17 protein-coding genes are annotated in these 21,268 nt (G+C 68.6%); 6 read left to right on the top strand and 11 right to left on the bottom strand.

The window, feature by feature from the left end; translation table 11 throughout:
• Position 1: 1 nt before the first annotated feature.
• Positions 2-3,406 carry an indolepyruvate ferredoxin oxidoreductase family protein gene (locus ACFQ27_RS02870; RefSeq protein ID WP_377352371.1) on the bottom strand — a complete coding sequence of 1,135 codons (3,405 nt, stop codon included), beginning with the start codon at positions 3,404-3,406 and terminating at the stop codon, positions 2-4.
• A gap of 142 nt (positions 3,407-3,548) precedes the next feature.
• On the opposite strand from ACFQ27_RS02870, the gene ACFQ27_RS02875 reads away from it, so the two are divergent.
• Both ACFQ27_RS02875 and ACFQ27_RS02880 read left to right on the top strand, forming a co-directional pair.
• Entirely contained in the window at positions 3,549-4,046 is a 498-nt protein-coding gene (locus tag ACFQ27_RS02875; RefSeq protein WP_374346918.1) for an Lrp/AsnC family transcriptional regulator, read from the top strand.
• A gap of 206 nt (positions 4,047-4,252) precedes the next feature.
• Complete coding sequence (locus tag ACFQ27_RS02880) at positions 4,253-5,152, top strand: pirin family protein (RefSeq protein WP_377352373.1); 900 nt, start codon at positions 4,253-4,255, stop codon at positions 5,150-5,152.
• A 165-nt stretch (positions 5,153-5,317) separates the two neighbouring features.
• Here ACFQ27_RS02880 and pgsA read toward each other — a convergent pair whose 3' ends face one another.
• From pgsA to ACFQ27_RS02895, 3 genes are read right to left on the bottom strand one after another with little or no spacing between them, the layout of a single operon-like run.
• On the bottom strand, positions 5,318-5,938 hold the full coding sequence (pgsA, locus tag ACFQ27_RS02885; protein WP_374346913.1) for a CDP-diacylglycerol--glycerol-3-phosphate 3-phosphatidyltransferase: 621 nt from the start codon (positions 5,936-5,938) through the stop codon (positions 5,318-5,320).
• Between the two features lie 9 nt (positions 5,939-5,947).
• Positions 5,948-7,810, bottom strand: coding sequence for an excinuclease ABC subunit UvrC (gene uvrC, locus ACFQ27_RS02890; protein ID WP_374346911.1), 1,863 nt, complete (start codon positions 7,808-7,810; stop codon positions 5,948-5,950).
• A 32-nt stretch (positions 7,811-7,842) separates the two neighbouring features.
• Entirely contained in the window at positions 7,843-9,168 is a 1,326-nt protein-coding gene (locus ACFQ27_RS02895; protein WP_374346909.1) for an amidohydrolase, read from the bottom strand.
• 148 nt (positions 9,169-9,316) lie between these two features.
• Between ACFQ27_RS02895 and ACFQ27_RS02900 the strand changes: the two genes are divergently transcribed.
• The gene (locus ACFQ27_RS02900; RefSeq protein WP_377352374.1) at positions 9,317-10,486 is read left to right on the top strand and encodes an acyl-CoA dehydrogenase family protein; all 1,170 of its coding nucleotides are present in this window, start codon (positions 9,317-9,319) and stop codon (positions 10,484-10,486) included.
• Between the two features lie 146 nt (positions 10,487-10,632).
• Positions 10,633-12,327: a class I adenylate-forming enzyme family protein gene (locus tag ACFQ27_RS02905; RefSeq protein WP_374346905.1), complete on the top strand. Its 1,695-nt coding sequence runs from the start codon at positions 10,633-10,635 to the stop codon at positions 12,325-12,327.
• A 6-nt stretch (positions 12,328-12,333) separates the two neighbouring features.
• On the opposite strand, the gene ACFQ27_RS02910 is transcribed toward ACFQ27_RS02905, so the two are convergent.
• Positions 12,334-12,795 carry an Lrp/AsnC family transcriptional regulator gene (locus ACFQ27_RS02910; protein WP_374346903.1) on the bottom strand — a complete coding sequence of 154 codons (462 nt, stop codon included), beginning with the start codon at positions 12,793-12,795 and terminating at the stop codon, positions 12,334-12,336.
• Positions 12,796-12,928: 133 nt separating this feature from the next.
• Between ACFQ27_RS02910 and ald the strand changes: the two genes are divergently transcribed.
• On the top strand, positions 12,929-14,023 hold the full coding sequence (ald, locus tag ACFQ27_RS02915) for an alanine dehydrogenase (RefSeq protein WP_374346901.1): 1,095 nt from the start codon (positions 12,929-12,931) through the stop codon (positions 14,021-14,023).
• 6 nt (positions 14,024-14,029) lie between these two features.
• Here the strand turns inward: ald and ACFQ27_RS02920 are convergent, their stop codons facing one another.
• A complete protein-coding gene (locus tag ACFQ27_RS02920) occupies positions 14,030-14,503 on the bottom strand; it encodes a helix-turn-helix domain-containing protein (protein ID WP_377352376.1) in 474 nt (157 codons plus the stop codon).
• Between the two features lie 95 nt (positions 14,504-14,598).
• A complete protein-coding gene (locus ACFQ27_RS02925) occupies positions 14,599-16,110 on the bottom strand; it encodes a CoA-acylating methylmalonate-semialdehyde dehydrogenase (protein ID WP_374346897.1) in 1,512 nt (503 codons plus the stop codon).
• 127 nt (positions 16,111-16,237) lie between these two features.
• On the opposite strand from ACFQ27_RS02925, the gene ACFQ27_RS02930 reads away from it, so the two are divergent.
• Entirely contained in the window at positions 16,238-16,738 is a 501-nt protein-coding gene (locus ACFQ27_RS02930) for a hypothetical protein (protein WP_377352378.1), read from the top strand.
• Here the strand turns inward: ACFQ27_RS02930 and ACFQ27_RS02935 are convergent.
• Genes ACFQ27_RS02935 through ACFQ27_RS02950 form a run of 4 tightly spaced genes read right to left on the bottom strand, consistent with a single transcriptional unit; the run spans position 16,735 to position 21,221 of the window.
• The gene (locus ACFQ27_RS02935) at positions 16,735-18,303 is read right to left on the bottom strand and encodes a carboxylesterase/lipase family protein (RefSeq protein ID WP_377352379.1); all 1,569 of its coding nucleotides are present in this window, start codon (positions 18,301-18,303) and stop codon (positions 16,735-16,737) included. The two genes, ACFQ27_RS02930 and ACFQ27_RS02935, sit on opposite strands and share 4 nt — an antisense overlap.
• 56 nt (positions 18,304-18,359) lie before the next feature.
• Complete coding sequence (locus ACFQ27_RS02940) at positions 18,360-19,253, bottom strand: TauD/TfdA dioxygenase family protein (RefSeq protein WP_377352380.1); 894 nt, start codon at positions 19,251-19,253, stop codon at positions 18,360-18,362.
• Positions 19,254-19,269: 16 nt separating this feature from the next.
• Entirely contained in the window at positions 19,270-20,109 is an 840-nt protein-coding gene (gene fghA, locus ACFQ27_RS02945; protein WP_377352381.1) for an S-formylglutathione hydrolase, read from the bottom strand.
• Between the two features lie 2 nt (positions 20,110-20,111).
• Positions 20,112-21,221 (bottom strand): S-(hydroxymethyl)glutathione dehydrogenase/class III alcohol dehydrogenase, encoded by a 1,110-nt coding sequence (locus tag ACFQ27_RS02950; protein WP_374346890.1) that lies wholly within the window; start codon positions 21,219-21,221, stop codon positions 20,112-20,114.
• Positions 21,222-21,268 lie beyond the last annotated feature (47 nt).

Genomic DNA, 21,268 nt, shown 5'->3' on the forward strand with positions numbered 1-21,268 from the left:
CTCAGGCCGCCTCCCACGCCGTCCAGAGCTTGGCTTCGTCGGTCTTGGCCACCTTGATCGAGGCCTCCTTCACCGGGCCGAAGCCGCGGATCCCTTGCGGGACCTGGGCGATCTGGACGGCCAGGGCGGTCCGTTCCGGGGTCAGGCCGGCCAGCAGCTTGTCCAGGCCGGCCTCGTAGTCGGCGATCAGGGCGCGCTCGGTCTTGCGTTCCGCATGGCCGCCGAAGGGGTCGAAGGGTGTGCCGCGCAGGCCCTTCAACTTCGCCAGCACCGGGAAGCCCCACCTCAGCATCCAGCCGCCGAAGGCGATCTTCTTGGGCCGGCCGTTGGCGTCCGTGGGCGAGAAGATCGGCGGCGACAGCAGCACCTTCATCTTGCCGCCCTTGAAGGTCTCGCCACGGGTCTGGTCGAAGCGGCCGTCGGCATAGAGGCGGGCGACCTCGTACTCGTCCTTGTAGGCCATCAGCTTGTAGAGGTTGACCGCCACGGCCCGGGTCAGGGCGTCCGAGCCCTTGGCTGAAACCTGTTCGATCCGGCGCAGGTAGCGGTCGGCATAGGCCTGGTTCTGATAGGCGGCCAGTTCGCCCGCGCGATGGGCGATCAGCGCGTCCAGGGCCATGGTCTCCGGGGTCGGGACATCGGCCTCGGCGGCGCCGCGCTTGGACGGGTCGTGCGCCACCTGGCGGCCCAGTTCGAAGGCCTGGAGGTTTTCCTCGGCCGCCACCCCGTTCAGGCGGATGGCGCGGTAAAGGGCCCGGCTGGAGACCGGGATCAGGCCCTTCTGCCAGGCGAAGCCCAGCATGATCATGTTGGCGTAGATGGCGTCGCCCATGCGGGTCTCGGCCAGGTGGTGCGCGGGGCACTCGTCATAGGCCTTGGTCGCCGCGGTGATGCGGCGGGCCATGTTCCCGGCGTCGAAGCGCACGTCGCGGTCGGTGACGAAGTCAGCGGTGGGGGCGAAGTCCTCGTTGCCGCAGGCCACGGTGCGGTCCTTGGCGTAGAGGGCCAAGGCGTCCGGACCCGCCGCCGAGAGGATGTCGCAGGCCACCAGCACATGGGCCGAGGCCGCGGGAACCCGGCCGCCAACCACCGTCTCCTCGGTCTCGCCGATGCGCACATGGCTGAACACCGCGCCGCCCTTCTGGGCCAGGCCGGTCATGTCCACGACGGAGGCCGCGCGGCCGTCCACGTGGGCGGCCATGGCCAGGATCGAGGCCGTGGTGGTGACGCCCGTGCCGCCGATGCCGGTGAAGACGATGTTGCGCACGCCCTCCAGCGGCTGGAACTCCGGCAGCGGGGTCGAGTCGGCGGTAAGCGCCGGCAGGGCCGTGGCCTGGGCGTTCTCCGCGCCCTCGATCGTCACGAAGGACGGGCAGAAGCCCTGCAGGCAGGAATAGTCGGTGTTGCAGCTGGACTGGTTGATCCGCCGCTTGCGCCCGAACTCGGTGTTCAGCGGCTCGACCGAAACACAGTTCGAGGCCTTGGAGCAGTCCCCGCAGCCTTCGCAGACCAGGGGGTTGATGAACACCCGCTTGGTGGCGCTCTCCATCGACCCGCGCTTGCGGCGGCGGCGCTTCTCGGTGGCGCAGACCTGATCGTACAGCAGGACCGTGGTCCCGGGGGTGTCGCGCAGCTCCTTCTGCACGGCGATCAGCTCGCTGCGCGGGCGCACTGTGACGCCGGGCGCGAGGTCGGTGACGCCGTCATAGCGGGTGGGGTCATCGGCCACGATGATAATCTTGGCGACGCCTTCCGCCGCCAGCTGGCGGGTGATCTGGGCCGGGGTGAAGCCGCTCTCGGCCCGCTGGCCGCCGGTCATGGCGACCGCGTCATTGAACAGAAGCTTGTAGGTGATGTGGCTGCCGGCGGCGATGCTGGCCCGCACGGCCAGCGAGCCCGAGTGGTTGTAGGTGCCGTCGCCCAGGTTGGCGAAGACGTGGCTTTCCGTCGTGAAGGGCGCGGAGCCCACCCAGGTCAGGCCCTCGCCGCCCATGTGGCTGTTCAGGTCGGTGGAGGGATCGGAGAAGCTGGCCATGTAGTGGCAGCCGATCCCGGCCAGGGCGCGGGAGCCCTCCGGCAAGCGGGTCGAGGTGTTGTGCGGACAGCCCGAGCAGAAGAACGGCTTGCGCTGCTGCTCGGCGGCCAGGGTCACGGCGGCCATGGAGGCGGCGGAGACGCGGGCCAGGTAGTCGTTCACCCGGTCCATGTGCGGCCCCGGCGGCAGGCGGTCGGCGATCGCCAGGGCGACTTCGGCCACCGACAGGGCGCTGAGCTCCGAGAGCAGCGGATTGCCGTTCTCGTCAGTCTTGCCGATGATCCGCGGCCGGGCGTGAGCTGGCAGGTCGTAGAGGGCGGCGCGGGCCTGGGTCTCGATCAGGGGGCGCTTGTGCTCAATGACCATCAGGGTCTCGAGGCCGGCGGCGAAGGCCTTCAGGCCTTGCGGCTCCAGCGGCCAGGGCATCCCGACCTTGTAAATCGAGACGCCGAGGCTGGCGGCCTCCTCCAGGCTGATGCCCATGGCCGCGAAGGCCTCGATGACGTCCTTGTAGGCCTGGCCCTGGCAGACGACGCCCAGGCGCGGCCGGGCGGCCGGCAGCACCACGCGGTCGATGCGGTTGGCGCGGGCGAAGGCGAGGGCAGCGGGGATCTTCAGGGTCCGCAGCCGCCGCTCCTTGTCCAGCGGCTGGTCCTTGAGCCGGATGCCCAGGCCGCCAGACGGAATGGCGAAATTGGCGGGTGTCGCGATCTGGTGGCGCTTCAGGTCGACGTCGATGGTCGCGCCCGAATCCATGGTGTCGGCCAGGGCGATCAGCCCGACCCACAGTCCGGAGAAGCGCGACATGGCGTAGCCCATCAGGCCGTAGTCCAGCACCTCCTGCACATCGGCCGGCGACAGCACCGGCATCTCGAAGTCCTGGAAAGCGTATTCCGACTGGCTGGGCAGGGTGGAGGACTTGCAGGTGTGGTCGTCGCCGGCCACGGCCAGCACCCCGCCCTTGCCCCAGGTCCCGGCGAAATTGGCGTGCTTGAAGGCGTCGCCGGTGCGGTCGACGCCGGGCGCCTTGCCGTACCACATGCCGAATACGCCATCGAACCTGGCGCCCGGGAACAGGTTGGCCTGCTGGCTGCCCCAGACGGCCGTCGCCGCGAGGTCCTCGTTCAGGCCCTCCTTGAACACCACCTCGGCGGCCTTGAGATGCTTGGCGGCGCGGTGGGCCTGCTGGTCCAGCCCGCCCAGGGGCGAGCCCCGATAGCCCGACAGGAAGCCTGCGGTGTTGAGCCCCGCGGCCTGGTCCAGGCGCTTCTGATCCATGAGGACCCGCAGCAGGGCCTGGACGCCGGTGATGAACACCCGGCCTTTATTGAGCAGAAATTTGTCGTCTAGCGTCACTTCAGTGTGCCGCATCGCAAATTCCTTCCTTTTTGGGCTCCCTAAAGAACCCGCAAGATCATATAAGTTCGCCGCAATTGCTTACCAAAGGCATGCCCCGGCCAACCGGTTCCGGGGCAAGAAACGCGCGCATATCCCGCCTGAGCAGGAGGAAAACTTGTCCGAGGCCCTCGACGCCGTCGATGCTAAGATCCTGGATCTGATCCAGCACGACGCAGGTTTGTCCGTCGCCGAGATCGCCGACCGGGTCGGTTTGTCCTCCAGTCCCTGCTGGCGCCGCATCAAGCGCCTGGAAGACGCGGGCGTCATCCAGCGCCGGGTGACCATCCTGGACCGGGAAAAACTGGGCCTCAACTTCGAGGTCTACTGCACAGTCAAGCTCTCCCTGCCGACCAAGGACAACCTGGAATCCTTCGAGCAGGCCATCGCCAAGCTGCCGGAGGTGGTCCAGTGCGCCACGGTGACCGGCGCGGCCGACTACGAGCTGCGCGTCGTGACCCGCGACATGCACGCCTTCGACGACTTCCTGCGCGACAAGATCCTGGGCCTGGGCCTGGTGTCGAACATCGAAAGCCGCATCGTGATCCGCGCGGTGAAGAACACCACGGCCGCGCCGCTCGGCCTGATCAGCCCCTATGTGAGCGCGCAGGGGTAGGCGTCGCTCGCTCCCAGGGGTGTCATCCCGGTTTTCGCGTCAGCGAAAGACCGGGACCCATAGACACAGATCTATCCTGTGAAACCCCGCGCGTATGGGTCCCGCACTTCCGCGGCTACGCCGCTCCATGCGGGATGACACCGCGCCTCTTTCGTTCAAGCCCGTCCACGCTCTAGGGTCTAAGCCTGCCGGATCAGGAGGACCCCATGATCGAACTCGTCATCGACCAGCGCCGCCGCGACCTCGGCGGGTTCGAGGTCGGCCGTGTCCTGCCCTTCCACAGCCACCGGATGGTCGGCCCCTTCGTGTTCTTCGATCACATGGGGCCGGTGGACTTCCAGGCCGGCTTCCCCCGCAGCGTCGATGTCCGCCCGCACCCGCACATCGGCCTGTCCACCGTCACCTATCTCTATGACGGCCGCATCACCCACCGCGACAGCGTGGGCGCCCACCAGGTGATCCAGCCGGGGGAAGTCAACTGGATGACCGCCGGGCGCGGCATCACCCATTCGGAACGCTTCGAGGACCTGCGGGCGGACGGCGGGCGCATGCACGGCATCCAGGCCTGGGTCGCCCTGCCCGATGGCCAGGAAGAGATCGACCCCAGCTTCGCCCACCATGGCGTGGACGACCTGCCCACCTATGAGAGCCCGGACGGCATGTGGGCGCGCCTGATCGCCGGCAAGGCCTTCGGCGCCGAGGCCAAGGTCAAGACCCACTCGCCGATGTTCTACGTGCACTGGCGCCTGGCCGCCGGCGCCAAGGCCCAGCTGCCGGCCGAGTATCCGGAGCGCGCGGCCTATGTCTCCGAGGGCGAGGTCGAGGTGGACGGCCACGGCTATGGCGCGGGCAAGATGCTGGTCTTCAAGCCGGGCCAGCCGGTGGTCTTCACCGCCAAGACGCCCGCCATCGTCATGCTGCTGGGCGGCGAGCCGGTCGGCCCGCGCTTCATCGACTGGAACTTCGTCTCGTCGTCCAGGGAGCGGATCGACCAGGCCAAGGCCGACTGGAAGGCCGGCCGCATGAAGCTGCCCGACGCCGACGACCAGGAGTTCATCCCCCTGCCGGAGACGCCCCCCCCGGCGACGCCGAACCCGATGTCGTAGCGATCATCCTTCTCCCCTTGTGGGAGAAGGTGGCCTGGCGGAGCCAGGTCGGATGAGGGGTCTCTGGACCTTGCCAAGGGTACGCTAGAGCTGCGGAACGGGTGATCGACCCCTCATCCGTCAGCTTCGCTGACACCTTCTCCCACAAGGGGAGAAGGGACTTTGCTACTCCGTCAGCGCCTTGCGCATCTGCTCCCAGTACTGGGCGCCGGTGATCAGGGTGATGATCGTGGCCAGCCATAGCAGGCCGTGGACGAATACGGTCACCGGCAGGCGCACGGTGGGATCGGCGGTGAGGTCGAAGGCGCCCCAGGCCGCCAGCAGCAGTTCGCCGCCCAAAGCCACGAGTTGAAGCGTGGTCTTCCACTTGGCGAGCAGGGTCACCGGCAGCTTAATCCCCTTGCCGGCGCCGACCTCGCGCAGGGCGCTGACCGTGAATTCCCGGAACAGGATCAGGCCCGCCGGCAGGACCACCATCGGCTGGGGGCCGAGCGCCAAAAGGCCCAGGACCGCGCCGGCCACCAGGACCTTGTCGCCGATGGGATCGAGGATCGCGCCCCAGACGGTCACCGCGTCCAACTTGCGGGCCAGCCAGCCGTCGAAGAAGTCGGTGACCGCGGCGATGACGAACGCCCAGAAGGCCCAGCGCTGCAGGGCGAACTGCTGGGGCACGGTCAGGCTGTCGCCGAAATAGGGCACGGCGCCGGCGGCAAGCGCCAGGGCCACGAACATGAACAGGGTCAGGACCAGGCGGCCGGCGGACAGGATGTTCGGGATCGACTTCATGCCGTCTCTTTAGGCCTTGCGGAAGAAATCGAAAATGCGCTGGGCGAGCGCCTGGTTCACGCCCTCGACCTTGGCCAGGTCCTCCACCGAGGCGCGGGACACCCCGCGGGCGGAGCCGAAAGCGTGCAGCAGGGCGCGCTTGCGGCCCGGCCCCACCCCATCGATCTCGTCCAGCGGGTTCTTCTTCATGTCGACGGCCCGCTTGGCGCGGTGGGTGCCGATGGCGAAGCGGTGGGCCTCGTCGCGCAGGCGCTGCAGGTAGAACAGCACCGGCGATTTGGGCTCCAGCATGAAGTAGGGCTTGCCGGGGATGAAGAAGCGCTCGAGCCCGGCGTCGCGGTCCGGGCCCTTGGCGACGCCGACCACTGGGATGTCGTCCACGCCCAGGTCGGCCATGATCTCCATGACCACGCCCACCTGGCCCATGCCGCCGTCGATCAGCACCAGGTCGGGACGGATGGCCTCGGCGCCCTCCTCCTCTTCCTTGACCAGCCGGCCGAAGCGGCGGCGCAGGACCTCCTTCATCATCCCGAAGTCGTCGCCGGGGGTGAGGTCCGCGCCCTTGATGTTGAACTTGCGGTACTGGCTTTTCTGGAAGCCTTCGGGGCCGGCGACGATCATGCCGCCGACGGCGTTCGTCCCCATAATGTGGCTGTTGTCATAGACCTCGATCCGCTCGGGCGGGGCCTCGAGGCCGAAGGCCTCGGCCACCCCGGCCAGCAGCTTCGACTGGGCCGAGCTCTCGGCCATCTTGCGGCCCAGGGCCTCGCGCGCATTGGTCAGGGCGTGGTCAACCAGGCCTTTCTTCTCCCCGCGCTGGGGCTTGAGGATCTCGACCTTGCGGCCGGCCTTCATGGCGAAGGCTTCGGCCAGCAGCTCCTTTTCCCCCGGCTCGACGCTGACCAGGATCAGCTTGGGGATCGGTTTGTCGTCGTAGAACTGGCCCAGGAAGGCGCTCATCACGTCGACGTCCTCGTCGGACTTGTCCACCCGAGGGAAGTAGGCGCGGTTGCCCCAGTTCTGGCCGGCGCGGAAGAAGAACACCTGGACGCAGGCCTGGCCGCCCTCGGCGTGCAGGGCGAAGACGTCGGCCTCTTCCGTGGTCTCGGGATTGATCTGCTGCTCCTGGGCGACGGAGGCCAGCGCCCGGATCCGGTCGCGCAGTCGGGCCGCCAGCTCGAACTCCATCTCGTCGGACGCCGCCTGCATCTGGTCGGACAGGCGCTTCATCACCGCCCGGCTCTTGCCGCGCAGGAAAGCCTCGGATTCCTCCACCAGGGCGCCGTAGTCCTCCAGGCTGATCAGGCCGGTGCAGGGCGCCGCGCAGCGCTTGATCTGGTGCAGCATGCAGGGCCGGGTGCGGCTCTCATAGACGCTGTCCGAGCACGACCGCAGGAGGAACGCCTTCTGCAGGGTGTTCAGAGTTTTGTTGACCGCGTTGGCGCTGGCGAAGGGGCCGAAATAGTCGCCCTTCAGGGTGTGCGCGCCGCGATGTTTCCGAAGCTGTGGGGCGGCGTGCTCGCGGCTGATGACGATCTCGGGGAAGCTCTTGTCGTCGCGCAGCAGCACGTTGAACCGGGGCTTCATCTGCTTGATCAGGTTGATCTCAAGCAGCAGGGCGTCGGTCTCGGTGCGGGTGGTGACGAACTCCATCGACCGGGTCAGGTCGACCATGTGGGCGATGCGCTGGGTGTGGAACCGGCCTTGCGCATACTGGGTGACGCGCTTCTTCAGCGAGCGCGCCTTGCCCACATAGAGCACCTCGTCGTTCTCGCCGATCATGCGATAGACGCCGGGCGCGTCCGGCAGCCGCTTGACCTGATCCTTGATCAGGGCGGCGCCGACGAGGGGCTCGGAAAGGGTCTCGGACATGGCCCCCATATAGGCTGATCCGAGACCGGCCGTCAGGGCTGCATGACGTTCATGACCGCCAGCGTCATGGCAGCAACCCCCGTGCGGATGGTCGGCTCGGGCACGGGTGCGAAGTACGGAGTGTGGTTGCCGGGCAGGAACTCGCCCTTGGCCTTGGCCGCGGCGATCTTGGCCGGGTCATAGCCGCCGATGCTGAAGAACACGGACGGCACGCCGGCGATGATGAACTCCGAATAGTCCTCACTGGCGGGGCTGGGCGCGGCCTCCAGCACGGCCTTGTCGCCGAAGGCGGCCTTGAAAACCTTGGCGGTCTTGTCGGTCAGGGCGATGTCGTTGACCACAGCGGTGCCGCCGGGGGTCAGCTCGATCTGCGGCGCGGGCGCGCCGGCCATGGCGGCCTCGGCGTTGGCGGTGCGGCGCACGCCGTCCAGCAGCTTGGTGCGCACGCCGGGCTCATAGCTGCGGATGGTGCCGCGGATCAGGGCGCTGTCGGGGATGATGTTGCCAGCGCTGCCGGCCTGGATGGCGCCGACGGTCACGACCCCGAACGCCGCCGGGTCCTTCTCGCGGCTGATCACCGTCTGGACGTCGACGACAAACTTGGCGGCCTGGACCACGGAATCGATGGTCAGGCTGGGCATGGAGCCATGGCCGCCGCGGCCCTTGAACAGGATCTCCATGCTGTCGGAGTTCGAGGTGGTCACCCCCGGGCGGTAGGACACATAGCCATAGGGGCCGGGCCCCACGTGCAGGCCGAAGCCATAGGTCGGCTTCGGAAACTTCGTGAACAGGCCGTCCTCGATCATGCCGATGGCGCCGCCGGTGGACTCCTCAGACGGCTGGGCGACGAACATCAGGGTGCCGCGCCACTTGTCCTTCATCGCCAGCAGGGCCTGGGCGGTTCCGACCCAGGAGGCCATGTGGATGTCGTGGCCGCAGGAATGCGCCACCGGCGCGGGCTTGCCATTCCACATCTGGGTCGCATGACTGGCGTAGGGGAGGCCCGACTTCTCCTCCATCGGCAGGGCGTCGAGCTCGGTGCGGACCATGACCACCGGGCCAGGGCCGTTCTTGTAGATGGCGACCACGCCGGTCTTGCCGACCCCTTGCGTCACCGTGAAGCCCAGGGCCTTCATCTCGGCGGCCAGCTTGGCGGCGGTGGCGGTCTCCTGAAAGCCCAGCTCGGGATGGGCGTGGATGTCCTTATAGAGCGCGTCCAGGTGGGCGTAGTTTTTGTCCAGCAGGGCGTCGATCGCCGGCTTCAGGGGCGCGACGTCCTTGGCCTGGGCCTGGCCCGCGATCAGGACGGCCGCGCCGGCCAGCAGAAGGGTGTGGAGGGCGAAGGACCGTTTGCGCATGACTCACCTGGGCTGAAGCTGCGGAAAGCTTAGGCACAGGAGGCCTCGGAAGGGAAAGCCGATCCGTCCAGGCGGCATACGGTTTCGCCCCCGCGACTGCCGCAGCGGCAATGCCGTAGGGAGCCCGCGCAATCAGGAGATCACGAGCATGGCGGCGACCGCGGACGGACTGGCGATGGCGCAGAAGGTCGAGACCTTCGTGCGCGAGGTGGTGGCCCCCTTCGAGAAGGATCCGCGCTGCGGCGAGCACGGCCCCGCCGACGACCTGGTTCAAGAGATGCGCGCCCTGGCCCGCGCCGCCGGCGTGCTGACCCCGCACATCCTGGCCAACGGCCACCATCGTCCGCACCAGGACGTCGCCGTGATCCTGCGAGCCTCGGGCCTGTCGCCGCTGGGTCCGCTGGCGGTGAACGTCGCCGCCCCGGATGAGGGCAACATGTACCTACTGGGCAAGATGGCGAGCGACGAGCAGAAGGCCCGCTTCCTGGAGCCCCTGGTCAGCGGCCGCGCTCGCTCGGCCTTCTTCATGACGGAGCCGGCCAGCGAGGGCGGCGCCGGGTCAGATCCGTCGATGATGCTCACCACCGCGGTGATGGACGGCAACCACTGGGTCATCAACGGCCGCAAGGCCTTCATCACCGGCCTGGATGGCGCGGGCGTCGGCATCATCATGGCCAAGACCGACGCGGGCGCGACCATGTTCCTGGTCGAGCTGCCGATGGAGGGCATCCGGATCGAGCGGGTGCTGGACACCATCGATTCCTCCATGCCCGGCGGCCATGCGGTCGTGTCGCTGGAGAATGTGCGGGTGCCGGCCGACCAGATCCTGGGCGCGAGCGGCGACGGCTTCAAGCTGGCCCAGGTGCGGCTGGCCCCGGCCCGCCTGACCCACTGCATGCGCTGGTGGGGCGCCGCGGCCCGGGCCCACGAGATCGCCAGCGAATACGCCGTGCGCCGCCACGCTTTCGGGAAGCAGCTGATCGACCACGAGGGCGTCGGCTTCATGCTGGCCGAGAACATGATCGACCTGAAGCAGGCCGAGCTGATGATCGACTGGTGCGCTGCCGTCCTCGACACCGGCGTGCTCGGCACCCAGGAAAGCTCCATCGCCAAGGTGGCGGTGTCGGAGGCCCTCTATCGGGTCGCTGATCGCTGCGTGCAGGTGATGGGCGGGACCGGCGTGTCCCGCGACACCATCGTCGAGCAGGTGTTCCGCGAGATCCGCGCCTTCCGCATCTATGACGGCCCGACCGAGGTCCATAAGTGGTCGCTGGCCAAGGCGATCAAGCGCGAGACCGCCAAGCGGATCGCCAACTAGCACAAGGGATGCAGAAAGATTGGCCCCGCCGCGCATCAGCGGTTGCGCGAGGGGCCTTCGATCATGAAATAGAGGCCGCCGCGATCCCCCGCCAGAAGGGGACGCGGGAGGACGTGCGTGTGTCATAGTCAGGGAAGGGAACGGCGTTGCATTACAAGGAACTCAAGCAGGCTTGGGCGGAACTGACCTCCGCGGGCCAGCCCTTCGAGATCGAGGTCAAGGAGGTGCGTGGGGTTCCGATCCGCACCTACAAGAACGCCCCGCCCAGCGTCCGCGAATTCTGGCTGTCCACCGCCGCCTTCGCCGACCGCACCTACATCGTCTACCAGGACGAACGCATCACCTACGCCCAGGCGCACCAGATCGTGGCCTCGGTCGCCAACTGGCTGATGGCGCAGGGCGTGCAGCCCGGCGACCGCGTGGCCATCGCCATGCGCAACTATCCGGAATGGATGCTGATCTACTGGGCCTGCGTCTCCATCGGCGTCGCCGCCGTCGGCATGAACGCCTGGTGGACCGCCGAGGAAATGACCTACGGCCTGAAGGACGCCGCGCCCAAGGTGCTGTTCGCCGACGCCGAGCGCCTGGCCCGGATCAATGAGCGGCCGGACATGGCCGCCGGCGTCAAGCTGGTGGGCGTGCGCCTGGACAAGCCGGCGGCTGGCGTCATCCCCTGGGCCGACGTGGTCGCCCATGGCGGCGCGCTGCCCGCCGTCACCGTCGATCCCGACGCCGACGCCTGCATCTTCTACACCTCCGGCACCACCGGCTTCCCGAAGGGCGCGCAGCTGACCCATCGGGGCTGCGTCTCCAACCTGCTGAACATGATGTTCTCGGGCGCCTGCCAGGGCCTGGCCACCCAGCGCGCCACCGGCGTCGCGCCGCCGGCCGAGCCGCCGATCCCGGTCTCGCTGGTCACCACGCCGCTGTTCCACGTCACCGCCAACAACTGCGGCGCCTATCTGACCACGGCCGCGGGCGGCACCCTGGTGCTGATGTACCGCTGGGACGCCGGCGAGGCCCTGAAGCTCATCGAGCGCGAGAAGGTCACCGCCATGAGCGGCGTGCCGGTGATGTCGCGCGAGCTGATCACCCACCCGGACTTCGACAAGACCGATGTCTCCAGCCTGCAGAGCCTGGGCGGCGGCGGGGCTCAGCTGCCCCCGGACCTGGTGCACAAGATCGATTCCACCGTCGCCACCGCCCGGCCGAACACCGGCTATGGCATGACCGAGACCTGCGGGATCATCACCTCGGTTTCCGGTGACTTCTTCGTGGACAAGCCCGACAGCGCCGGCCCCGCCATGCCGGTGTTCGAGGCCCAGTGCTTCGATGACAACGGCAAGCCGGTCGGTCCCGGCGAAGTCGGCGAGCTGTGGGTGCGCGGCGCCTCGGTGATCAAGGGCTATATCAACCGCCCGGAAGCCACCGCGGAATCCATCACCAATGGCTGGCTGCACACCGGCGACGTGGCCCGGATCGACGAGGACGGCTTCATCTTCATCGTCGACCGCAAGAAGGACATGGTCCTGCGCGGCGGTGAGAACGTTTATTGCGCCGAGGTCGAGGCCACCCTCTATCGTCACCCGGCGGTGGCCGAGTGCAGCGTGTTCGGCGTGCCGGACGAGCGGCTGGGCGAGGAGGTGGCCGCCGCGGTCCACCTGCGTCCCGGCATGACCGCCCTGCCCGTCGAGCTGCGCGCCCACTGCGAAGGCCTGATCGCCAAGCACAAGGCGCCCCGCTACATCTGGATCCTCAACGAGGCCCTGCCCCGCAACGCTTCGGGCAAGTTCCTGAAGCGCGAGCTTCGTGAGGCCCTGGCCCTGGCCGACGCCGGCTGAGGTCGTTCAGCGCACGGGAAGGGCGGTTCGCCGCACCACCGTGCGCAGGGCGATCGACGAATTGATCCGCGCCACACCGGGCAGGCGGGTCAACAAGGTGGCGTGGAGGCGCTCCAGGTCCTCCACGTCCGAGGCCACCAGGCGGATCATGTAGTCCGCCTGGCCGGTCATCAGATGGCACTCCATGATCTCCGGCGCCGCCGCCACCGCCCGCTCGAAGGCGGCCAGGAGGTCCTGCGCCTGGCTGGACAGGGTGATGCTGACATAGACGGTCAGGCCCAGGCCGACCGCTCGGGGATCAACCGTCGCCCCATAGCCGGTGATCACCCCCTCCCCCTCCAGAGCCCGCACGCGGCGGAAGCACGCTGATTCCGACAGGTGAACCGTCTCGGCCAGTTCCGCGTTGGTGGCGCGCCCCTTCTCCTGCAGCAGGCGAAGCAGGCTCTTGTCGGTCGCATCCAGAGGCATTCAAGTTTTCTCCGATGCCGAGGCTCATGAAGACAGTTTCTTGCTTATCTCTGCGATAGCGCGGGCGAAATATCAAAGTTTCTCCCGGCCGATTGAGATACCGTTGATAGGTCGAAGCCAGGAGCGGTCCCCGATGCGCATTGGTACGGTCACGGAAATCAAGCCGCTGGAGCGGCGTGTCGGTCTCACCCCCTCGGTGGTGGCCACCCTCGTCGCCCATGGCCACGAGGTCTTTGTCCAGTCTGGCGCCGGCGGCGGCGTGGGCCTGTCGGACGGCGAGTACGAAAGCGCGGGCGGCAAGATCCTTGCCGACGCCAAGGCGGTGTTCGAGGCGGCCGACCTGATCGTGAAGGTCAAGGAGCCGCAAGCTTCCGAGATCGCCCTGCTGACGCCCCGCCACACCCTGTTCACCTACCTGCACCTGGCGCCGGATCCGGAACAGACGAAGGGCCTGATGGCGTCCGGGGCGACCTGCATCGCCTATGAGACCATCGTCGACGAGAACGGCGGCCTGCCGCTGCTGACCCCCATGAGCCAGGTGGCCGGCCGCATGGCCGCCCAGGTGGGCGCGGCCTACCTGCTGGCGCCGGCCGGTGGGCGGGGCCTGTTGATGGGCGGCGTGCCCGGTGTGACCCCGGCCAAGGTGATCATCCTGGGCGGCGGCGTCGCCGGCTTCAACGCCGCCGAGATCGCCGTCGGCATGCGCGCCGACGTGACCATCATGGATATCTCGCCCAGCAAGCTGGCCCTGCTGGACGCCCATTTCGAAGGCCGGGCCCGCACGGTGCTGTCCTCGCGCGGCGCGCTGCTCGAGCTGCTGCCGACCGCCGACCTGGTGATCGGCTGCGTGCTGGTGGCCGGCGCCTCGGCGCCCAAGCTGATCCGCCGCGAAGACCTGAAGCTGATGCGTAAGGGCTCGGTGCTGGTGGATGTCGCCATCGACCAGGGCGGCTGTTTCGAGACCAGCCACGCCACCACCCACGCCGATCCCACCTATGTGGTGGACGGGGTCGTGCACTACTGCGTCGCCAACATGCCGGGCGCCGCGCCGCTGACCTCGACCTATGCGCTGGGCGCCGCCACCACCCCCTATGTCCTGGCCCTGGCCGACAAGGGGATCGAGCGCGCGCTGTCAGACGTTCCCGGCTTCGCCGCCGGGCTCAACATCCAGGCTGGGCGTGTCGTCCATCCTGCGGTGGCCGCGTCCCAGGGGCTCCCCCACGCCTGACGGACGCTAGCTGGGGCGGGCTGTGACGAGCATCCGGCCCGCCCCGCTTCCGCCGCCGCGCAAGGCGGCGCGCTTGGCCCGGCGCCAGACGCTCGGGCTCACCCCCGCTTCCTGGCGGAAGAGCCGTGACAGGTGCGCCTGGTCGGCGAGGCCGCAGGCCAGGGCGATCTGGCTCAGGCCTTCATCCGTCTGCAGCATCAGCACCTTGGCCCGCTCGATGCGGCGCCAGGTGACATAGGCGTGCGGCGTCAGGCCGAAGCTGACCTTGAAGGCGCGGGAGAAGTAGCGGGGGCTCAAGCCCGCAATGGCCGCGAAATCCTCGACCCGGACCGCGGCGCCCAGCCGGGCCTCGACCTGGTCGCGGACCCGCCGGGCCTGCCAGGGCGCAAGGCCGCCCCGCGCCACCGTTTCCGGGGTGAAGCTGCGCAGCTCGCCGGTGGGGCGGCTGCGGGAATCGTCCGCGATCAGGGCGCTGGCCATTGGGCCTATCTAGGCGCCCGATGTGACGCCCGCCACCGCCATGCTGACGCAGGGTCAGAAACCCAGCGTTTCGCCCATGGCGAGGGCGGATGCGCCTACTTCATCGTCGGAATGACGAAGGCGCTGTCGGCCACGTCGCCTTCCGGCCAGCGGGCGGTGATGGTCTTGACCTTGGTGTAGAACCGCACGCCCTCCATGCCGTGCTGGTTCACGTCGCCAAAGGCGCTGCGTTTCCAGCCGCCGAAGGAGTGATAGGCCACAGGCACCGGGATCGGCACATTGATGCCCACCATGCCGACATTGACGCGGGCGGCGAACTCGCGGGCGGCGCGGCCATTGCGGGTGAAGATGGCGACGCCGTTGCCGTACTGGTGGTTGGACGGCAGGGCCAGGGCCTCTTCGAAGCTCTCGGCGCGAACCATCTGCAGGACGGGGCCGAAGATCTCTTCCTGGTAGGTCTTCATCGTCGGCTTCACGCCGTCGAACAGGCTGGGGCCCACGAAGAAGCCCTTCTCATAGCCCTGCAGGGTGAAGCCGCGGCCGTCGACCACCAGCTCGGCGCCCTCGTCGACACCCATCTGGATGTAGCCTTCGATCTTGGCCTTGTGGGCGGCGGTGACCACCGGGCCATAGTGCGCCGCGGCGTCGGTGGAGACGCCCACCTTCAGGGTGGCGATCTCGGCCACCAGGCGCTCGCGCAGCTCATCGGCGGTCTTCTTGCCGACGGGCACCACCACCGGCAGGGCCATGCAGCGTTCGCCGGCCGAGCCGAAGGCCGCGCCGGACAGGTCCTTGACCACCTGGTCGAGATCGGCGTCGGGCAGGACCAGGCCGTGGTTCTTGGCGCCGCCCATGGCCTGGACGCGCTTCCCGTTCGCCGTGCCGGTCAGATAGACATAGTGGGCGATGTCGGAGGAGCCGACGAAGCTGACCGCGCGGATCAGCGGGTGCTCGAGGATCGCATCGACGCTGACCTTGTCGCCATGGACGACGTTCAGCACCCCCTTCAGGTCCATGCCCAGGTTGGCGCCGGCTTCCATGAACAGCTCGGCCAGGCGCACCGGCACGGATGGGTCGCGTTCCGAGGGCTTGAGGATGAAGGTGTTGCCCACCGCGATGGCGATGCCGAACATCCACATCGGGATCATGGCCGGGAAGTTGAACGGGGTGATGCCGGCCACCACGCCCAGGGGCTGGCGCATGGAATAGACGTCGATGCCAGGGCCGGCGCCTTCGGTGTACTCGCCCTTCAGCGCATGCGGGATGCCGCAGGCGAACTCAATCACTTCCAGGCCGCGCTGGATGTCGCCCTTGGAGTCCGCGATGACCTTGCCGTGCTCCGACGAGAGCAGGTGGGCCAGCGCGTCCATGTTCGCCTCGACCAGGCGCTTGAACTCGAACATCACCCGGGCGCGGCGCTGCGGATTGACCGCCGCCCACTCCACCTGCGCCCGCGCCGCGACCTGGACGGCGGCGTCGAGCTCGGCCGTCGTGGCCAGCTGGACGCGGGCCTGGACCTCGCCGGTGTTGGGGTTGAACACGTCGCCGAAGCGGCCGGAAGCGCCGGCCTTGGCCGCGCCGTCGATGAAATGGGTGATCTCGCGCATGGCGAACTTCTAGGCCCTCTGCGGCGGAGCGACTAGGGCGGACGTCACGGAAGCGGGGGTGGGCGAACTCTAGTTGCGAGTCATTCTCAGTTGCATTAGAGCTGGTCGTCAGAGAGTGGAGAGCCCCATGTCCGACCGCGCCGCCCCCGCCAGCCTGGGCGATCTTCTGCAGGGAGAGCACACCCTGATGTGGGCCTTCCGCTCCATCGCCTTCGGCGCCGGCGGCTGTCCCCTGCTGCGGCGCCAGTTCGAGGACATCTGCGGCCCGGCTGCGGGGACCGAGGCCTTCAACGCCCTCTCCGTCTTCGTCCGCGAGCTGGGCCTGCACGGACGCCGCAAGATCACCCTGCATGTCCCCGGCTCCTTCCGGCTGAGCCGCGACGAACAGCTGATCCTCGCCACCTTCGCCGCCGCCCAGGACGAAGACTATGTCCGGCTGGAAGCCCACCTCGCCTGGCTGATCGCCTCTGAACCGAGCGGCGTGTTCGGCGCCGCCGCCTGCCTGGTCGCCCAGGCCATGGCCATGAACGACCTGCGCCTGCGCGCACCGCAGGTAACGAGCGCCCCGCTCAGGCCGGCGCTTACCTTCGATAACGACGTGGTCATCCCCTTCCCCGCCACCGCCTAGGTCCCCGGCTGGATGTAGGGGACGGTGGCGAACAGCCGGCGCTCGTCGCCGCGCGGATCGTCCACCACGCGGGTCTCGGCGTCGAAGACCATGGTCGCCCGGCGCTCAAGCTCATACTTCGGCCAGGCGGGCAGACCCGGATGGGTGGGATCGCCGGTCCGGGCCAGGGCGATAAAGGCCTCGCTTAGGCGGTCCGCCACCGCGTGCGCCGCCGCCGACGGCGCGGTGGGCGAGCCCTCGGCGGCCAGGTTGTCGAAGGCCAGCACGATGTCGGCGGTGTGCATGGCCCGGAGCCGCCCGCCCTCGATCGTGGTGGGCAGGTCCAGCTGGTAGGTCCAGGCCGGCGCGCCAGCCTTGGCGCGCTCCTCGGCCTCAATGACAGCGCCGCGCCAGGAGCGCCCGGCTGTGGTCGCGGCGAAGAACACCTCGGTCGGCGTATAGCTCGGATAGAGGCGGCGATAGGTGGCGACCACCAGGTCCGGATCGATATCCACCCGCATCTCCGGCGCGATGCGTGCGGCCACCTCGTCCCAGCGCATGGCGAAGGGATCGGGCTTGCTGTGGGCCAGGAAGGCGCGGGTCTCGTCGTGGGTGTTGCCGATGATCATGGGCACGGACAGGCCCAGCGGGCTGGCGTCCGGATAAAAGGGATGCCGGGTGAGCGTGCGGCCATCCAGGACAGGGCCGAAATAGAGGCGGCCGGGCGTGAACGGGTCGGCGACCGACAGGCCCTCGATGAGCTTCTGAGTCGGCAGGGTCGCCGCCTCCGCGGCGCGGTCGGGGGTCAGGCCCACGGCGGCCAGGAACAGTTTCATGCGGTCGGTGGCGTGCAGCGGCCCCGACGCCGTCACCTGCTGGCCGCTCATGGTGGCGGCGGCGTGGAACAGGCCCTTGGCCTGCGGCATCGCCATCAGGGTGGCGATTTTGGCTCCGCCGCCGGACTGGCCGAACAGCATGACCCGGCCCGGATCGCCGCCGAACGCGGCGATATTGTCCCGCACCCACTGCAGGGCCAGCACCAGGTCCAGCATGCCGACATTGCCGCTGTCGGCGAAATCCGGCCCGGCCAGCCTGGCCAGGAAACCGTAGCCGAAGACGTTCAGCCGGTGGTTCAGGGTCACCACCACCACGTCGCCCCGACGGCTCAGCCGCGTCCCGTCATAGAGCGGCGAGGATCCCGACCCGCCCGAATAGGCGCCGCCGTGAATGTAGACCATGACCGGCCGCTTGGCCCCGTCCCGCAAGGCCGGCGTCCAGACATTGAGGAACAGGCAGTCCTCGCCCTGCGGCCCTTCATCGGAGCCGGACTGGGGCGAGGCGGCGCCATAGGCCGTGGCGTCCAGCGGTCGGGTCCAAGGCCGCGGCGGAACCGGCGGCCGAAAGCGGCGCGGACCGGTGTCGGCGCCATAGCGGACGCCCTTGAAGACCAGGGTCTCGCCCTCGCGGGTTCCACGCACAGGACCGTAGGTGGTGCGCGCCACCACCGATCGCGGCGCGGCGAACACCCCCGTCGGGACCATCAGCCCCGCGCCCGCCGCCAGCAGGCTACGCCGTGTGGTGGTCATGCGTCCTCCCTGCGTCGGGCGGCAGCTTAGACCAAGATTGACACCGGTGTCTGCAGCTAGACGGGGCGCTCGCCCTTGATGGTGACGCGGGCGCCCGAGCGGCTGTGGGGCCAGTAATCCCAGATGGCGTGGTGCCAGGCGCAGCGGTTGTCCCAGAAGGCCACCGCGCCGGGGGTCCAGCGGAACCGGCATTGGAACAGGGGGTGCTGCTGGTGCTGGAAGAGGTAGCGCAGCAGGGCGTCGCTCTCCTCCGGCGGCAGGTCGTTGATCCGGGTGGTGAAGCCAGGGTTCACGAACAAGGCCTTGCGGCCGGTCCAGGGATGGGTGCGGACAACAGGGTGCGAGGCCCGCGGATAGGTGGGCTTGTCCGCCACGCCCAGGTTCCGATAGAGGCCGCGATAGATGTGCTCCCCATCATGGACCGCGGTCAGGCCGTCGAGATGAGCCTTCATCCGGTCCGACAGCGCCTCGTAGGCCGCGTACATGTTGGCGAAGACGGTGTCGCCGCCCTCGGGCGGGCAGGTGTTGATCTGCAGGATGGAGCCCATGGGCGGCTCGGGATCGCAGGAAACGTCGGTGTGCCAGCCCTCGCCATTGGCGCGGACCGAGCTTTCGTCGGCGGCGATGATCATCACCTCCGGAAAGCCCTCGGCATGCGGCGCGGCCGGATGCAGGTGCAGGTCGCCGAACTGCCGCCCGAAGGCGACATGCTGGGCCGGGGTCATGGCCTGGTCGCGGAAGAAGACCACCAGGTTGTCGGCCAGGGCCTGGCGGATTTCCTCGGCCACCGCGGCGTCCAGCGGCTCGGAAAGGTTCACGCCTTCGATCTCCGCCCCGATCACCGGGGTCAGGCGGCGCACCGTGACGTGCTCATAGGCCTGGCCGCGTCCAGCGGCGTTGCGGATGCGCGGACCGCCCTTGATGCGCGGGTTCGCCGTGGTGACGGACATGGACGACCTCCCTTGGTCAGGCGGTCTTCAGCCGCCTCGCGTGCCAGTCTATGTGGTCGGCGATGAAGCTGGCCATGAAGAAGTAGGAGTGATCATAGCCCTCCTGCAGGCGCAGGGTGAGCTTCTGGCCCGCATCGGCGCAGGCTTGCGCGAACAACTGCGGCTTCAGTTGGCCCTCCAGGAAGCTGTCGGCGGTCCCCTGGTCGATCAGGATGTCGTCATAGTGGCCGTTGGCGGCGCCGCCCGCGATCAGCAGCGACGCATCGTGCTGCGCCCAGGCCGCGCGATCCTCGCCCAGATAGGCGCTGAAGGCCTTTTCGCCCCAGGGACAGCGGGTGGGCGAGACAATGGGCGCAAAGGCGCTCACCGACCGGAACAGGTCCGGATGGCGCAGGGCCAGGGTCAGGGCGCCGTGCCCGCCCATGGAATGGCCGCTGATCCCACGCCGGGCGGGATCGAGCGGGAACGCCGCCTCGATAGCCGCAAGCAGGTCGCGGGTGACATAGGTCTCCATGCGGAAATGCGGGGCCCAGGGCGCCTGGGTGGCGTCCACATAGAAGCCCGCGCCCTGGCCCAGGTCATAGGCCGGATCATCGGCCACGCCCTCGCCGCGGGGGCTGGTGTCGGGCGCCAGCACCGCCAGACCCACCGCCGCGGCCGCGCCATAGGCGCCGGCCTTGGTGGTGAAGTTCTCCTCCGTACACGTCAGGCCCGACAGCCACACGAGCAGTGGATGAGGCCCCGCGCCCGGGGGCAGAAAGATCGAGAACCTCATCGCCCCGCCGGTGGCGGCGCTGTCATGGCGGCAATAGCTCAGCGTGCCTCCATGGACCCGATGCTGCTGGAGGATTTCCATTCCTAGAACACGACCACGCTGCGGATGCTTTCGCCCGCGTGCATCAGGTCGAAGGCCTTGTTGATGTCTTCCAGGGGCATGACGTGAGTGATCATCGGGTCGATCTGGATCTTCCCGTCCATGTACCAGTCGACGATCTTCGGCACGTCCGTGCGGCCCCGGGCGCCGCCAAAGGCCGTGCCCTTCCAGACCCGGCCGGTGACTAGCTGGAACGGGCGGGTGGCGATTTCCTTGCCGGCTTCCGCCACGCCGATGATGATGCTTTCGCCCCAGCCGCGGTGGCAGGCTTCCAGGGCCGTGCGCATGACGGCCGTGTTGCCGGTGCAGTCGAAGGTGTAGTCCGCGCCGCCGTCGGTCAGGGCCACCAGGTGCGCGACCAGGTCGCCGGACACCTCGTTCGGATTGACGAAGTGGGTCATGCCGAACTTGCGGCCCCAGTCTTCGCGGTCCGGGTTGATGTCGACGCCGATGATCATGTTGGCGCCGACCATCTTGGCGCCCTGGATCACGTTCAGGCCGATGCCGCCCAGGCCGAAGACGATGACGTTGGAGCCCGGCTCGACGCCGGCGGTGTTGACCACCGCGCCCACGCCCGTGGTGACGCCGCAGCCGATGTAGCAGGCCTTGTCGAACGGCGCGTCGTCCCGGATCTTCGCCACCGCGATCTCGGGCAGGACCGTGTGGTTCGCGAAGGTCGAGCAGCCCATATAGTGATAGATCGGCTGGCCCTTGTAGGAGAACCGGCTGGTGCCATCGGGCATCAGGCCCTTGCCTTGGGTGCCGCGGATCGCCGTGCACAGGTTGGTCTTGCGCGACAGGCAGCTTTTGCACTGGCGGCATTCGGGCGTGTAGAGCGGGATCACGTGGTCGCCGGGCTTCACGCTGGTGACGCCGGGGCCGACCTCAACCACCACGCCCGCGCCCTCATGGCCCAGGATCGAGGGGAAGATGCCCTCCGAATCCAGACCGTCCAGGGTGTAGGCGTCAGTGTGGCAGACGCCGGTGGCCTTGATCTCCACCAGGACCTCGCCGGCCTTGGGCCCCTCCAGGTCCACCTCGACGATCTCGAGCGGTGTCTTGGCGGCAAAGGCGACGGCGGCGCGGGTCTTCATCGGGGATCTCCTGGATTCGGCGGGGCGACCATGTCAGGTCGCCCGCC

The organism is Phenylobacterium conjunctum (genome assembly GCF_042679085.1).
GTDB lineage: Bacteria > Pseudomonadota > Alphaproteobacteria > Caulobacterales > Caulobacteraceae > Phenylobacterium > Phenylobacterium conjunctum.